We start from the raw sequence: 15585 nt of genomic DNA on the forward strand, positions 1-15585 counted from the left end.
CACGGGAGTACGCGCGGAAGGGGCCGGTGTCCGCGGACACCGGCCCCTTCCCTCGCAACGCTCCCGCTACTCGGTCTTGATGGCCGTCAGCATGTTGAGTTTCGCGGCGCTGCGGGCGGGCCACAGGGCGGCGAGCACGCCGACCAGGCCTGCCAGGAGCAGGAAGACCGCGATCCGGCCCCACGGGACGACCAGCACGTACTGCGGGATGCTCTCGGCGACGGTCTGCCCGATCGCCCAGCCGAGGAACAGCCCCAGCCCGATCCCGACGAGCGCGCCGAACAGCGAGATCACCACCGCCTCCAGGCGGATCATCCGCTTCACCCGGCGCCGGTCCAGGCCGATCGCCCGCAGCATGCCGATCTCCTGCTGGCGCTCGAACACCGACATGGCCAGAGTGTTGACGACCCCGAGCACCGCGATGATCAGGGCCATGCCGAGCAGGCCGTACATGATGTTCATCGCGAGGTTGACGCCGCCGCCGAACATGTCCCGGATGTCCTGACGGTCCATGATGCTCATGCCCGGGTTGTCGCCCAGCGCGTCCACCAGCGCCTGCTCGTTGGCCGCACTCGCGCCGCCGTCGGTCTTCACCCAGACCTCCTGGATGTCGCCCTTGCCCTCGTGCGGGGCGACGGTGGCGCGGGGGATCAGGACCGGCGAGAGGAACTCGTTGTCCTTGTAGAGCGCGCCGACCTTCAGCGTCTCCTTCTTCTTGTCGTTGTACGTGACCGCGACGGTGTCCCCGGGCTTCCAGCCGTGTGTCCTCGCGGTCTTCTCGGCGACCGCGATCTGCCCCTTCTCCAGGGTGTCCAGGGAGCCCGCGACGGTGTCGACGGTGAGCACCTGCTGCACGTCGCCCGGCGTGACGCCGGAGGCCGAGACGCCCTGCCCGCCGATCGTCAGCCAGACGCCCTGCTGGGGCGAGGCGGCGGTGACGCCCTTCGCCTTCTCCAGAGCGGTCAGCGCCGACTCGTCGAGCGCTTCACCGCTGGCCATCGAGACCATGTAGTCGGCCTTGATGTTGTCCGTGGTCACCGTGTCGACCGCCCGGCCGAGGGTGACGCCGAGGACCGAGATCCCGGTGACGAGGGTGAGGCCGATCGCCAGCGCGGACGCGGTGGCACCGGTGCGCCGGGGGTTGCGGACGGCGTTCTGAGCGGCCAGCTTGCCGGAGACCCCGAACAGCCGCCGCAGCAGCGGGTGCACCAGGGCGATCACCGGGCGGGACAGCAGCGGGATGAGGACGATGACGCCGATCAGGGCGAGGAAGGTGCCGCCCGCGATGAGCAGCTGCCCGTCCGACCCGGCCTTGGCCGCGCCGCCGACGATCGCCGCCGTGCCCAGCAGCGTGATGATCCCGCCGATGGTGTTGCGCACGACGAGGGACTTGACCGTGGCCACCGCGTGCGCGCTGTTCATCGCGGCGACCGGCGGGATCTTCGCGGCCCGGCGGGCGGGCAGCCAGGCGGCGAGCACGGTGATCAGGACGCCCACGGCGAACGCGGCGATCACCGTGACCGGGGCGATCACCAGCGGACCGGCCGGGATCTTGCCGCCGAGCAGGCTCATCGCGGAGCGCAGCCCGGTCGCGAGGCCGAGGCCCACCGCGAAGCCGACGACGGAGGCGATGAGACCGACCACGGCCGCTTCCAGGAGCACCGAGCGCTTGACCTGGCGGCGGGACGCGCCGACGGCACGCATCAGGGCCAGTTCCTTGGTGCGCTGGGCGACCAGCATGGTGAAGGTGTTGGCGATCAGGAAGATGCCGACGAAGAGGGCGACCCCGGCGAAGGCGAGCAGCAGCTTGTTGAGGTCGCTGAGCCCCGCCTCGATGTCATCGGCCTGCTCGTCGGCGCGCGCCTGGCCGGTCTTGGCCTCGGCGTCCTTCGGCAGCAGCGGCTTCACGGCCGTCAGCAGCTTCTGGTCGGAGGCGCCGGGCGCGGCGGCGACGGAGACGTTCTTGAACTCGCCGGGGCGCAGGAACAGCTTCTGCGCGACCGGGGTGTCGAACAGGACCAGGCTGCCTCCGGCGTTGACCGCACCGTCCTCGGTGGTGAAGACCCCGGACAGGGTGTACTCCTTCACCGGCCCGTTGGTCGCGACGCGGACCGTGTCGCCGACCTGGTACTTCCCCTTTTCCGCGGTGTCGCGGTCGAGCGCGACGGCGCCGGGCTCGGTGGGACCCGTGCCCCCGGTGAAGGTGTACGCGGGGTCCTTGCCGTCCTTGCCGGGGGCGAAGTTGGAGCCGGTGTTGGACCAGCCGTTGCCGATGAGCTTGCCGTCGGGGTCGGCGACCCCGGCGAAGCCGTCGACCCGGCCGGTGACGGACGCGACGCCGTCCAGGGCCCGGATCTTCTCCAGGGTGGCCTCGCCGACGGCGGGGGTCTCCTTGTCGCGCTGGTCGGCCTGGGTGGTGACCGCGACGGCGACGTCGTCGTAGCTCTTCGCCGACTGGTTGCGGAAGGCGTTGCCGAGGGTGTCGGTGAAGACCAGGGTGCCGGAGACGAAGGCCACGCCGAGCATCACGGCGAGGATCGTCATCAGCAGTCTGGCCTTGTGCGCGAGCACATTGCGCAGGGCGGTACGGAACATGTCTGTCAGTCCTGGGTGTCTGCCGGCCCGGGGAGCCAGGAGCCGGAGTAAGGGGTACGGAGCGCCGGAACGGGCCGGCTCAGCTGGTGCGGCCCTTGGCGTCGAACGCCTTCATCCGGTCCAGCACCCCGTCGGCCGTGGGGTGGATCATCTGGTCGACGATCGCCCCGTCCGCCAGGAAGATGACGCGGTCCGCGTAGGAGGCGGCGACCGGGTCGTGGGTCACCATGACCACGGTCTGGCCCAGTTCGCGCACGGAGTTGCGGAGGAAGCCCAGGACCTCGGCGCCGGAGCGGGAGTCGAGGTTGCCGGTCGGCTCGTCCCCGAAGATGATCTCGGGCTGGGAGGCCAGGGCGCGGGCCACCGCCACGCGCTGCTGCTGGCCGCCGGAGAGCTCGGTGGGGCGGTGCTTCAGCCGGTCGGAGAGACCCACCATGTCGATGACCCGGTGCAGCCACTCCTGGTTCGGCTTGCGTCCCGCGATGTCCATCGGGAGCGTGATGTTCTCCAGGGCGGTGAGCGTCGGCAGCAGGTTGAACGCCTGGAAGATGAAACCGATCTTGTCCCGGCGCAGCTGGGTGAGCTGCTTGTCCTTGAGCGCGCCCAGCTCCGTCTCGCCGATGCGCACCGAACCGCTGCTGAAGCTGTCGAGACCGGCCACGCAGTGCATCAGCGTGGACTTGCCGGAGCCCGACGGGCCCATGATCGCGGTGAACTCGCCCTGCGGGAAGTCCACGGTGACCCGGTCGAGAGCGGTCACCCGGGTCTCGCCCTCGCCGTAGACCTTGGACAGTTCCGTGGCGCGGGCGGCCACCGCGGTGGCGCGGTGAGCGGTGGACATGGTGGTCACAGCAGACTCCAGGGTGGGGTGCGTACGGGACGGGACCCGCCCGGCGGCCCGCCGCGTCGGCGAGGGCCCCGGGTCAGGGGTACCGCTCCATCGTCCCCGCCGGACGGGCCCCGGTCGTCACTCCCGGTGCCCGTTCCCGGGGCCCTCTTGAGTCGCATGACCCGCCCGCCGGCGTCCTCCTCGGGTATGACATACCCCTCCGGGCGGTCTAGGGGGTCTGATTCGGAGCCCCCGTCGACCCGCGCGGCACCAGGCGGGCCGTCCTGTCCTCGCAGCCCTCCGCGCCACCGTCCGTGACCAGGGACAGCAGGGTCCGGGCCGCGAGGCTCCCGTACGCCGGGATGTCGCGGCTCAGCGCGGTGAGCGGCGGGCGGACGACCCGGGACAGCTGGGAGTCGTCCCAGGCGACGAGTGAGAGGTCGCCCGGCACGTCGAGGCCCATCTCCTGGGCGACCGAGAGCCCGGCGACGGCCATGATGTCGTTGTCGTACACGATCGCGGTGGGCCGGCCGGGCGGGCTGACCAGGCGGCGCGTGGCGTGGGCCCCGTCGTCGCCGGAGTAGCCCGTGTGCACGATGACCGGCTCGCCCAGGCCCAGTTCGGCGCAGACCTCGCGCTGGGCCCGGTCGCGCAGGGCGGTGTGATTCAGCTCCGGCATCCCGGCGACCCGGGCGACCGAGCGGTGGCCGAGGGCGGCGAGATACGCGAAGGTGTCGCGGAGCGCCGCCGCGTCGTCGGACCACACGGCGGGCAGCGGGCCGGCCGCCGTGGGGTGGCCGATCGCCACGGCGGGCAGCCCGAGTCCGGCGACGCCCTCGATGCGGGGGTCGGCGCCGCGCAGATCGGTGAGGAAGACCCCGTCCACCCGGCCCTCGCCCCACCACCGGCGGTAGACCTCCAGTTCCTGGGCCGGGTCCGTGACGACTTGGAGGAGCAGGGCGCAGCCGCGCGGCGAGAGCTCGGACTCGATGCCGCTGATCAGCTCCATGAAGAACGGCTCCACGCCGAGCAGCCGGGCGGGCCGGGGCAGTGCGAGGCCCACCGCGTCGGCCCTGGCCCGGGTGAGGGCGCGGGCCGCGCTGTTGGGGCGCCAGCCGATCTCCTGCGCGATGGCCTTGATGGCGGACCTGGTCGCGGGGGAGACGCCCGGCCGGTCGTTCAGCGCGTAGGACACGGCGACCTTGGACACCCCGGCGCGGGCCGCGATGTCGGCGATCGTGGGGCGGTGCTTGGGCATGTGACCTCGCTTAACCGGTTCGTTCGGCGCGCACATCCTAGCTGCGGCCACGGCTGCGAGCGGGCCCCTTCCCTGTCGGCGAGCGGTCGAACCCTTTGTGCCGTACAGCGAATGGGAGCGCTCCCGCACCCTTGACAGGGACATGAAGCAGCCTTAGCTTCACGGCACTTACCCGGTTCAGTAACTCCGCTCGGCAGGGACGGCGGGGAGAAGGAGGGACGATGGGCACGGGATTCCGGGGCCGGATCGCGGCCACGCTCACCGTGATCGCACTCGCCGCCACCGCGTGCACGGGGGGCGGCTCATCGGGCGGCTCGGGCGGTTCCGGCGGAGGTGGGGGAGGCGGCGCCCTTCCCCGTAACGAGACGCTCTACACCACCGGCACCCAGTGGGGGCCGCCCGCCAACTACAACCCGCTGCACAACTGGGACCACGCCACCGGCACCAAGGGCCTCGTCTACGAGACGCTGTTCCACTTCGACCCCGACGCGGGCAAGCTCACGCCCTGGCTCGCCGAGTCGGGCAGCTGGACCGGGGACAAGACCTACGAGGTCAAGCTGCGCCCCGGCATCAAGTGGTCCGACGGCAAGCCCCTCACCGCGAAGGACGTCGCCTACTCCTACGGGATCGGGAAGATCGAGGCGTCCGCCTTCCACAGCCTGTGGAGCTGGCTCTCCGGCGCCGAGGCGGTGGACGCCACCACCGTCCGCTTCACCTTCAAGGAGGCCCGCTACCAGGAGTGGGACTTCACGCTCTACGGGCAGCCCGTCGTTCCCGAGCACATCTGGGGCAAACGCTCCGAGAAGGAGATCCTGGACGGCGTCAACGACAAGCCCGTCGGCACCGGCGCGTACACGCTGAAGAGCCACACCCAGGACCGCGTCGTCTGGCAGCGGCGCGACGACTGGTGGGGCGTGAAGGCCCTGTCCATGAAGCCCGCGCCCCGGTACATCGTGGACGTCTCCAACCCCAGCAACGAGGTCGTCATCGGCCAGCTCGGCCAGAACCAGCTGGACCTGAGCAACAACTTCCTGCCCGGCGCCGCCTCCCTGGTCAAGAGCAAGAAGGTCGTCTCGTACTACGACGAGCCGCCCTACATGCTCTCCGCCAACACCGCCTGGCTGGTGCCCAACACCACCAAGAAGCCGATGGACGACGCCGCCTTCCGCCGCGCGCTCGCCGCGTCCGTCGACACCGGGAAGATCGTCAAGGGCGTGTACGGGGGCCTGGTCAAGGGGGCCGACCCGACCGGACTGCTCCCGCAGTGGGACGCATACATCGACAAGGGCCTCGTCGCGAGCGAGGGCTTCACCTTCGACACCGCCAAGGCCAAGCAGATCCTCGCGGACGCCGGCTACAAGGACACCGACGGCGACGGCCTGGTGGAGAACAAGGACGGCTCGAAACTCAGCCTGAAGCTGGCCGTGCCCACCGGCTGGACCGACTGGATGGAGGCCGCCAAGGTCATCGCCTCGTCCGCCAAGGCCGCCGGCATCAGGATCACCACCGAGTTCCCCGACGCCAACGCCCTCAACGAACAGCGCGGCAAGGGCGCTTTCGACCTCGTCGTCAACAACGAGCGCCAGCTCTCCAGCACCCCGTGGACGTACTACGAGTACATGTTCCAGCTGCCCGTCCAGAAGCAGCAGAACACCGTCAACTTCGGCCGCTACGAGAACGAGGACGCCTGGAAGCTCGTCCAGCGGCTCGGCGCGGTCAAGACCGACGACACCGAGGGCATGAAGAAGGTCATTTCGAAGATCCAGGACATCCAGCTGAAGGAGATGCCCGTCATCCCCCTCTGGTACAACGGCCTGTGGGCGCAGTCCACCACCGGCACCTGGACCAACTGGCCGTCGGACGCGCCCGGAGCGCCCAAGTACGCCCCCGCGATGTGGCGCAACTGGCTGGAGATGGGCGGCTTCGAAGCGCTCACCCAGCTGAAGCCCGCCAAGTGACACGGCAGTTCTGAGAGCGGCCGGCCCCGGGGCTCTTCCCCCGGCCGGCCGCTCCCCATCCACGACCGCCCCGCCGTGTGCGCGCCGTCCTGACCGCCGACCGCACGGCGGGGCTCTCTCCGGGGAGCCCTCTTGCGCCGCTACTTCGCCCGCAAACTACTCATCTACGCGCTGACCTTCGTCGTCGCCGTCACCGTCAACTGGATGATCCCGCGCTTCATGCCCGGCGACCCGGTCGCCGCCATGGTGGCCCGGGCCCGGGTCTCGCAGCCCGAGGCCGTCGAGGCCATGCGCGCCTACTACAACAACCTCTTCGGCTTCGACGAACCCGTCTGGCAGCAGTACCTGCACTTCTGGAGCGCCCTCCTCCAGGGCGACTTCGGCCTTTCCATCTGGGTGTTCCCCAAACCCGTCGCCGACGTCCTGCTCGACGCACTCCCGTACACGCTCGGGCTGATGATCCCGGCCATCCTGCTCAGCTGGTTCGTCGGGAACTGGGCCGGGGCGCTCGCCGCCCGCCGCAAGGTGCTCGACAACACCGTGCTCCCGGCCGGCTATCTGCTCACCGCCATGCCCTACATGTGGATCGCCGTCATCCTCGCCTGGGCGCTCGGCTCCAAGGCGGGCTGGTTCCCGCTCTCCGGCGGCTACAGCCTCGACATCCAGCCCACCTGGTCCCTCGCCTTCGCGGCGGACCTGTTCCAGCACTGGGTGCTGCCGTTCCTGTCGCTCTTCCTGGTCGCGCTCGGCGGCTGGGCCATCGGCATGCGCAACATGATCATCTACGAGCTGGAGTCGGACTACTCCAACTACCTCTCGGCGCTCGGCGCACCCCAGCGCCTCATCCGCCGCTACGCCTTCCGCAACGCCGTCCTGCCCCAGATCACCGGACTCGCCCTCCAGTTGGGCGTCCTGGTCGCCGGAGCGCTGGTCACCGAGATCGTCTTCGCGTACCCGGGACTCGGCTCGCTCATTCTCGCCGCGATCCAGAACCAGGACTTCTTCCTGCTCCAGGGCGCGTTCCTGTTCATCGTCATCGGCGTCCTGATCGCCAACTTCCTCATCGACATCGTGTACGTCGTGGTCGACCCCCGCACCCGCACCGGCATGGCAGGAGGCCAGTCATGAGCACCGTGCCCGAACCGGCCGCCGAGCCCGCCGCGCCCGCCGCCCGTCCCGGCCGCGAGACGCTGCATTACGCCGTCCGCAACCCCAAGCTGCTCATCGGGTTCACCGTCGTCGTGCTGCTCCTGCTCGTCGGCATCATCGGCCCGCCGCTCCTCGACAGCGCCGACCCCAACGAATACGTCGGCCCGCAGGCCGCCCCGCCCGACTCCACGTACTGGATGGGCACCACCACCTTCGGACAGGACGTCTACGCCCAGTTCGTGCACGGGCTGCGTTCGACGTTCCTGGTCGGCGTCGTCGGCGGGGCCATCGCCGCCGCCATCGCCATGCTCGTCGGCTTCCTGGCCGGCTACCGAGGGGGTGCCGTGGACGAGATCCTCAACATGCTCACCAACGTCGTCCTGGTGCTGCCCGCGCTCGCGGTGCTGCTCATCATCAACGCGTACCTCGGGGTCCGCTCGGTGCCCGTGCAGGGCCTGTTCATCGGGCTCACCTCCTGGCCGTGGGCGGCCCGGGCCATCCGGGCGCAGACCTTCTCGCTCCGCACCCGCGAGTTCGTGGACCTCGCCCGGCTCAGCGGCAGCGGCACCTGGCGGATCATCTTCCGCGAGATCGCGCCCAACATGAGCTCGTACCTCTTCATGATGTTCATCCTGCTGTTCGGCGGCTCGGTCCTGATCGCCTCCTCGCTCGACTTCATCGGACTCGGCCCCACCGAGGGCGTCTCGCTCGGGCTGATGCTCCAGAGCGCCCAGCAGTGGAGCGCCCTGCAACTCGGCATGTGGTGGTGGTTCGTTCCGCCCGGCGCCGGGATCACCGCGATCGTCGGAGCGCTGTACGTCGCCAACGTGGGCCTCGACGAGGTCTTCAACCCCAAGCTGCGGGAGGCCTGACCATGACCGCGACCGCTTCGAGGGAGGTCTGAGCGCATGACCCTGACCGTGACCGACCTCCGGGTCCACTACCGCACGCTGCGTGGTGAGGTGCGGGCCCTGGACGGCGTCTCCTTCGACCTCGCCGACGGGGAGATCCTGGGCCTCGCCGGCGAGTCCGGCTGCGGCAAGAGCACGCTCGGCAAGTCGCTGATCCGCCTCGACGGCCGGATGCGCCACGCGGGCGGCACTGTCACGCTGGACGGCGACGACGTGCCCGTGGCCGACGACCGGGCGATGAACGCCTTCCGCTTCCACCGGATCTCGCTCGTCCCGCAGTACTCCATGAGCGCCCTGAACCCGACCCGCCGCATCGGCCGCATGATCCGCGAGCTGCTCGCGTCGCGCGGCGCGAGCGTGGACACCGCCGAACTGCACCGCAGGCTCGACCTGGTGGGCCTGGACCACGACGTCCTGGACCGCTACCCGATCGAGCTGTCCGGCGGCATGAAACAGCGCACCGTCATGGTGATCTCCACCCTGCTCGACCCGTCCGTCCTCATCGCCGACGAGGTCACCTCGGCGCTCGATGTCTCCACCCAGCGCGCCGTCGTCGGCGCGCTCACCGGACTGCGCGACAAGGGCCTGGTAACCAGCATGATCTTCGTGACCCACGACCTCGGGCTCACCTCGCACATCGCGGACTCGATCATGGTCATGTACGCGGGCAAGCTCGCCGAGAAGGCGCCCACGAAGACCCTGACGACCGCGCCCCGCCACCCGTACACCAAGCTGCTGCTCGGCGCGCTCCCCGAGGTCGGGGCCCGGCACGCCGACCGGCCTCTCACGGGCATCGCGGGCGCCCCGCCTTCCCTGCTCGACCCTCCGGCCGGCTGCCGCTTCCGCGACCGCTGCCCCGTCGCGGACGAGCGCTGCGCCGAGGAGCCCCCGGTGATCGAGATCGCCCCCCGCCACTCCGTCGCATGCTGGAAGGCCTGATGCTGACCCTCGACCACGTCACCAAGACCTACCGGGCCGGGGCGTTCGGCGGCGGCTCCGTCACCGCCGTCGACCGGGTCTCCTTCACGGCCGCGCCCGGCGAGGTCGTCTCCCTCATCGGCGAGAGCGGCAGCGGCAAGTCCACGATCGGCCGCATGATCCTCGGCCTCACCGGTGTCAGCTCCGGCACCCTCACCCTGGACGGGCAGCGGGTGCGGCCCGGCAAGGACTTCTACCGCCGCGTCCAGGGCGTCTTCCAGGACCCCTTCTCCTGCTACAACCCCGTCTTCCGCGCCGACCGCGTCTTCGACCTGGTCCGCCGCGCCTACCACCCGGGCGTCCGCGACGCGGAGTGGGCCGACCGCGTCGAGAGGGCGGTACGCGATGTGCGCCTGGACCCCGCACAGGTCCTCGGCCGCTACCCGCACCAGCTCAGCGGCGGCCAGCTGCAACGCCTGCTCATCGCCCGCGCCCTCCTGCTCGACCTGAGCTTCCTGGTCGCCGACGAGATCACCAGCATGCTCGACGCCTCCACCCGCATCGACGTCCTCAACCTCCTCGCCGGGCTCAAGGAACGCGGCCTCGGCGTCCTCTACATCACGCACGACCTCGCGCTCGGCACGTACCTGGCGGAGAAGACGGTGGTGCTGCGCCGGGGCCGGGTGGTCGAACGCGGCGACACCCAGAAGGTCTTCGGCAATCCCCTCCACCCGTACACCCGCACCCTGCTCGCCGCCGTGCCCCGCCTCGACCAGCCCTGGGACCCTCCGGAGCCGGTACGGTCGTGCGCCTTCCACGACGGGGGCGGCGGCACCGCCGACCTGTACGAGACCGAGCCGGACCACTTCGTCGCCTGCGCCCAGCTCCCCGACTGCGGAAGGACCCCCGCGTGACCCCTCGCCACCTGCCCCTGCACGACGGCTGGACGCTCCACCCGGCCGGACCCGTGCCCTCCGGGCTCCCCACAGGAGGCGTTCCCGACGGCATCCCCGCCACCGTCCCCGGCTGCGTCCACACGGACCTGCTGGCCGCCGGGCTCATCGAGGATCCGTACCTGGACGACAACGAGAGCCGGCTCGGCTGGATCGGCCGCACCGACTGGACGTACCGCACCACCTTCGACTGGACGCCGGACGGCCACGACCACGCAGCCCTGTGCTTCGACGGCCTCGACACGGTCGCGACGGTCGTACTCAACGGCACGGAGATCGGCCGGACGGCGAATCAGCACCGTTCGTACCGCTTTCCCGTGCGTGAGGTGTTGCGCGAGGGCGGAAATGCCCTCGACGTAACGTTCACCGCGCCCTATACCTACGCCGAGGAACTGCGCGACCGCCTCGGCGACCGCCCCGGCGCCTACGCGGAGCCGTACGCCTTCATCCGCAAGATGGCCTGCAACTTCGGCTGGGACTGGGGCCCGACGCTGGTCACGTCCGGCATCTGGCGCCCGGTCGCGCTGGAGACGTGGAGCGGTCCGCGCATCGCGTCCGTGAAGCTGCTGCCCGACCTGGACCCGGAGGGCGTGCCGTTCCTGACCGCCGAGGTGGAGATCGAGCACGACGGCCTCGAAGCGGTCTCGGGCTCGGTCAAGGTCATCGGCGCGGGGAGCGTCTTCGTCCTCACGGAGGACGAGCACCGCGTCTCCGTCGGCCTCTCCGTCCCGCAGGCCGAGCGCTGGTGGCCGCACAGCCACGGTGCGCAGCCGCTGTACGAGGTGGAGGTCCGCGTCGGCGACCACGTCCGGCACCTCCGCACCGGGTTCCGGGCCGTCACGCTCGAACAGGAGGCGTTCCGCGTCTCCGTGAACGGCGAGGCGGTGTTCGTACGCGGGGTGAACTGGATCCCCGAGGACTGCTTCCCGTCCCGCCTGACCCGGCAGCAGCTCTCCGACCGCCTCGACCAGGCCGTCGCCGCCCACGTCAACCTGGTCCGGGTGTGGGGCGGCGGGCTCTACGAGAGCGACGACTTCTACGCACTGTGCGACGAGAAGGGGCTCCTGGTCTGGCAGGACTTCCCGTTCGCCTGCGCCGCCTATCCGGAGGAGCAGCCGCTGTGGGACGAGGTGGCGGCCGAGGCACGCGAGAACGTCGTCCGGCTGGCCCCGCACCCTTCCCTGGTCCTGTGGTGCGGAAACAACGAGAACCTGGAGGGCCACGCCGACTGGGGCTGGCAGAAGGAACTCGGCGACCGCACGTGGGGCCACGGCTACTACCACCGGCTGCTGCCCGGGATCGTCGCCGAGACCGACCCGACCCGCCCCTACTGGCCGGGATCGCCGTACTCCGGCAGCCCCGACGCCCACCCGCAGGACCCGGAGCGCGGCACGATCCACATCTGGGACGTGTGGAACCGCGCCGACTACCGGGCCTACGCCGACCGTGTGCCGCGCTTCGTCGCGGAGTTCGGCTTCCAGGGCCCGCCCGCGTACGCCACACTCCGCCGCGCGGTCAGCGGCCCGCTCACCCCCGACGCACCGCTCCTGGCGCACCACCAGAAGGCCGAGGACGGCGACGCGAAGCTGCTGCGCGGCCTGGGCGACCATCTGCCGCGTCCTGGCTCCGACTTCGACGACTGGCACTGGCTCACCCAGCTCAACCAGGCCCGCGCCGTCGCGTTCGGCATCCGCCACTTCCGCTCCCACGCCCCGTACTGCATGGGCACGATCGTCTGGCAGCTCAACGACTGCTGGCCGGTCGTCTCCTGGTCGGCGGTCGACGGCGACGGCCGCCGCAAGCCGCTCTGGCACGCGCTGCGTTCGGTGTACGAGGACCGCCTGATCGCCGTCCGCGACGGCTCGGCCCACCTGGTCAACGACACGCCGGCCCCTTGGGAGGGCACCCTCCGCCTCACCCGGCACGCCCTGGACGGAACGGTCCTCGCCGAGGAGAGCGTGCCGGTGACCACGGCCCCGCGCGCGACGACACGCGTCCCGCTGCCCGCCGCGCTCGCGACGCCCGGCGACCCGGCCGGCGAACTCCTGTCCGCGCGCCTGGACGGCACCAGGACCCTGTACTTCTACGCGGAGGACCCGGCGCTCGCCCTGCCGCCGGCGCGCTACGGGGTGACGGTGACGGCGGAGGAGGGCGCCCGGACCCCCGCGTACCGCGTCGAGATCACGGCGGAGACCCTCCTGCGCGACCTCTGCCTCTTCCCCGACCGCCTCCACCCGGACGCCGAGGCCGACACCATGCTCCTCACGCTCCTCCCCGGCGAGAGCACCACGATCCGGGTCACGGGCGCGGTGCTGGAGGACCCCTCCGCGCTGGCGAGCCGCCCGGTACTGCGGTGCGTGAACGACCGCATCGCAACCTGAAATCAGCCACGAGGTGGCGCGCCCCTGGCGATCGGTGGCGCGCCCCTGGCGAATCGACTGTGTCGGTGCGGCGACTTTCCGTCAATTCGCCCGGCACCCCTGCGCTGCCGCCATCTTGCCCGGGCATGTGGGTATGCCTCCGACGTGCACTGACGGGGACTCAAGAGATCGATAAATAAGACAACATCGAGCCACTGTTCGGCTGATCCGACCGAGCCCCCCGGATAGGGTCATGTGCCAACGCGGAGCCGCGCGCCAAGCCCGGATGGTGGAATGCAGACACGGCGAGCTTAAACCTCGCTGCCCCTCGGGGGCGTACCGGTTCGAGTCCGGTTCCGGGCACCATCGCGTACCACGTCCCAAGCCACCAGGTACCCGGAACGATCACCTCCGAACCGTGGGAATGGCGGTGTTCGCAACCGAAGCCCCGGCAAATTGGTGACCAGGGCCGGACCCAGTAGGTGCGTGGCGGGGAGGAACAGCAGAACCACTGCGGCGTTCATCGGCGGGCGGCGGGAGTCCACGGGCTGAGAAACGTGGTGGGTTCCGGGCCGTCCGAACGGCACCTTGGGCGCATGACGGATACCGATCAGTTCAAACGCGACCTGCGGCTCTATCTCCAGGACGCCCGCGACACCTTTCTCTGGAAGCTCGACGGGCTGTCCGCATACGACATGCGCCGCCCTCTCACCCCCACCGGCACCAATCTGCTCGGGCTCGTCAAGCATGTGACGGGGGCCGAGGCGTTCTACCTCGGGACCGCCTTCGGGCGGCCCGTCGACGCGCCGGGACTGTGGATCACCGGGGACGCCGAGCCGAACGCCGATCTGTGGGCCACGCCCGACGAGTCCCGGGAGGAGGTCGTCGGGCGGTACCGCAGTGTGTGGGCGCACTCCGACGCGACCGTAGAGGCCTTCGGGCTGGACGCGATCGGGGTCCTCCCGGGGGAGGACGGGCAGGACGGGCCCGCCCTGTCGCTGCACCGCGTCCTCGTCCACCTCGTCGCCGAGACCCACCGCCATGCCGGGCACGCCGACCTCGTCCGGGAGCTGATCGACGGGGCGACCGGGCTGCGGCGGGGCAGCGAGGACACGGCGCCCGGTGACGAGGCATGGTGGCGCCGCCACCGGGAAAGGGTGGAGAGCGCGGCCCGGGAGGCGGGCGGACGTACCGCAGGGTGACCGCGCACGGCCGGTCCGCTCGGGGAAAGATCCTCCTTCGGCACTAGGCCGATTGCTTTGCCTACCCATTACTCTTGTGGGAAGGCCACGCTGGGTGGCCATGGAGGAGTGAGATGAGGAGCAGCAACCCGGTCTTCTCGCGACGGGGCTTCAGCCGCGACAACGGTTACGCGGGCTTCAACGCGGCGCCGCAGGCCGGGGCCCCCGCCGCGGGTGCCAACCCGTACGCACAGGGCACCGCCCCGAACCCGTACGCGACGAACCCCTACGCCCCCACGGGCGCCCCCGCGCCCGCCCGTACCGGCGCGATGACGATCGACGACGTCGTCACCCGCACGGCGATGACGCTGGGCACGGTCGTGCTCGGTGCCGCGCTCGCCTGGGCGCTGCTGCCGGTGGACGAGGACAACCTCAACAAGTCGTACGGCATCGCCATCGGCGCGGCGATCATCGCGTTCGTGCTGTCGCTCGTCCAGTCGTTCAAGCGCAAGCCCGTCCCCGCGCTGATCCTCGCGTATGCCGCCTTCGAGGGCGTTTTCCTCGGCGTCATCTCCAGCGCGGTCAGCACGTACATCGGGCCGGGCGTCGTGATGCAGGCGGTGATGGGCACCATGTGTGTCTTCGCCGGTGTGCTGCTCGCGTACAAGATGCGCTGGATCCGCGTCACCCGCCGGTTCTACGGCTTCGTGATGGCCGCCGCCATGGGCTTCCTGCTCCTGATGGTCGTCAACCTGCTGTTCGCGGCCTTCGGCGGCGGTGACGGCCTCGGCTTCCGCAGTGGTGGCCTCGGCATCCTCTTCGGTGTCATCGGCATCATCCTCGGCGCCTGCTTCCTGGCCCTCGACTTCAAGCAGGTCGAGGACGGCATCGCGTACGGCGCTCCGCGCGAGGAGTCCTGGCTGGCCGCCTTCGGCCTCACCATGACCCTGGTGTGGATCTACCTGGAGATGCTGCGCCTGCTCTCCATCCTCAGCGGCGACGACTGATCGCCCGGCGCACGCGTCAGCGGCCCGCGGTCTCCCTCCGGAGGCCGCGGGCCGCTGCCGTGCGTACGGCGATAGGGTCGCGGGGTGCTCGATACGACCCCCCTGATCATCGCCGTGGACCGATTCGCCGACCGGCTGCGCGCCGCCCCGCAGAGCAGGCTCCAGCGGAGAGCGGCGGCCCAGGGCCTCGCCGCCGCGCGTGAGCTGTCGGCGCGGGCCCAGCGCACCGAGGAGCCGGGCCGGGAGCCCAGGGTCATGCCGGACGCCGGGGTCTTCGCGGTCGGCGACCAGCTCGCCGTCGCCGGCCGGGACCTGGCCGTGGCACTGGAAACGGCCCCGTCCGAAGAGCTGGACGAGGCCGTGCGATGCGTCGAAGAAGCGGCCGCGCGGGCCTTCACGTAGGGCGCGCGGCGCGTGGGGAGGCGGCAGCCTCCCGTAAAGCCGGGACCGTGGATCCGGGGACCGG

General features: G+C 70.8%; 12 protein-coding genes and 1 tRNA gene. 10 read left to right on the top strand and 3 right to left on the bottom strand.

The annotated features are described in order from the left end of the window. Positions 1-66 precede the first annotated feature (66 nt). The 3 genes from ACFZAT_RS19955 to ACFZAT_RS19965 all read right to left on the bottom strand — a co-directional run bounded on the left by ACFZAT_RS19955 (position 67) and on the right by ACFZAT_RS19965 (position 4682). A complete protein-coding gene (locus tag ACFZAT_RS19955; RefSeq protein WP_391265538.1) occupies positions 67-2595 on the bottom strand; it encodes an FtsX-like permease family protein in 2529 nt (842 codons plus the stop codon). A gap of 79 nt (positions 2596-2674) precedes the next feature. Beyond that, entirely contained in the window at positions 2675-3445 is a 771-nt protein-coding gene (locus ACFZAT_RS19960; RefSeq protein WP_073968542.1) for an ABC transporter ATP-binding protein, read from the bottom strand. 208 nt (positions 3446-3653) lie between these two features. Further along, a complete protein-coding gene (locus tag ACFZAT_RS19965) occupies positions 3654-4682 on the bottom strand; it encodes a substrate-binding domain-containing protein (protein ID WP_391265539.1) in 1029 nt (342 codons plus the stop codon). A 221-nt stretch (positions 4683-4903) separates the two neighbouring features. Between ACFZAT_RS19965 and ACFZAT_RS19970 the strand changes: the two genes are divergently transcribed. The 10 genes from ACFZAT_RS19970 to ACFZAT_RS20015 all read left to right on the top strand — a co-directional run bounded on the left by ACFZAT_RS19970 (position 4904) and on the right by ACFZAT_RS20015 (position 15521). After that, positions 4904-6640: an ABC transporter substrate-binding protein gene (locus ACFZAT_RS19970; protein ID WP_391265540.1), complete on the top strand. Its 1737-nt coding sequence runs from the start codon at positions 4904-4906 to the stop codon at positions 6638-6640. A 132-nt stretch (positions 6641-6772) separates the two neighbouring features. Next, positions 6773-7768: an ABC transporter permease subunit gene (locus tag ACFZAT_RS19975; RefSeq protein ID WP_391265541.1), complete on the top strand. Its 996-nt coding sequence runs from the start codon at positions 6773-6775 to the stop codon at positions 7766-7768. Next, positions 7765-8661 (top strand): ABC transporter permease subunit, encoded by an 897-nt coding sequence (locus tag ACFZAT_RS19980; protein ID WP_391265542.1) that lies wholly within the window; start codon positions 7765-7767, stop codon positions 8659-8661. Before ACFZAT_RS19975 ends, ACFZAT_RS19980 begins: the two co-directional genes overlap by 4 nt. 36 nt (positions 8662-8697) lie before the next feature. After that, a complete protein-coding gene (locus tag ACFZAT_RS19985) occupies positions 8698-9639 on the top strand; it encodes an oligopeptide/dipeptide ABC transporter ATP-binding protein (RefSeq protein ID WP_391265543.1) in 942 nt (313 codons plus the stop codon). Beyond that, positions 9624-10532: an ATP-binding cassette domain-containing protein gene (locus ACFZAT_RS19990; RefSeq protein WP_391265544.1), complete on the top strand. Its 909-nt coding sequence runs from the start codon at positions 9624-9626 to the stop codon at positions 10530-10532. Before ACFZAT_RS19985 ends, ACFZAT_RS19990 begins: the two co-directional genes overlap by 16 nt. Further along, positions 10529-12952: a glycoside hydrolase family 2 protein gene (locus ACFZAT_RS19995; protein WP_391265545.1), complete on the top strand. Its 2424-nt coding sequence runs from the start codon at positions 10529-10531 to the stop codon at positions 12950-12952. The genes ACFZAT_RS19990 and ACFZAT_RS19995 overlap by 4 nt, the downstream gene beginning before the upstream one ends. A gap of 259 nt (positions 12953-13211) precedes the next feature. Next, a tRNA-Leu gene (locus ACFZAT_RS20000) sits at positions 13212-13297 on the top strand. A gap of 230 nt (positions 13298-13527) precedes the next feature. After that, positions 13528-14133, top strand: a complete 606-nt coding sequence (locus ACFZAT_RS20005) for a DUF664 domain-containing protein (protein ID WP_391265546.1) — start codon at positions 13528-13530, stop codon at positions 14131-14133. 113 nt (positions 14134-14246) lie between these two features. Next, entirely contained in the window at positions 14247-15119 is an 873-nt protein-coding gene (locus ACFZAT_RS20010) for a Bax inhibitor-1/YccA family protein (protein WP_391265547.1), read from the top strand. 84 nt (positions 15120-15203) lie between these two features. Then, a complete protein-coding gene (locus ACFZAT_RS20015) occupies positions 15204-15521 on the top strand; it encodes a hypothetical protein (RefSeq protein WP_391265548.1) in 318 nt (105 codons plus the stop codon). Positions 15522-15585: the final 64 nt, after the last annotated feature.

Source organism: Streptomyces sp. NPDC008163 (assembly GCF_042956885.1).
Lineage (GTDB): Bacteria > Actinomycetota > Actinomycetes > Streptomycetales > Streptomycetaceae > Streptomyces > Streptomyces drozdowiczii_A.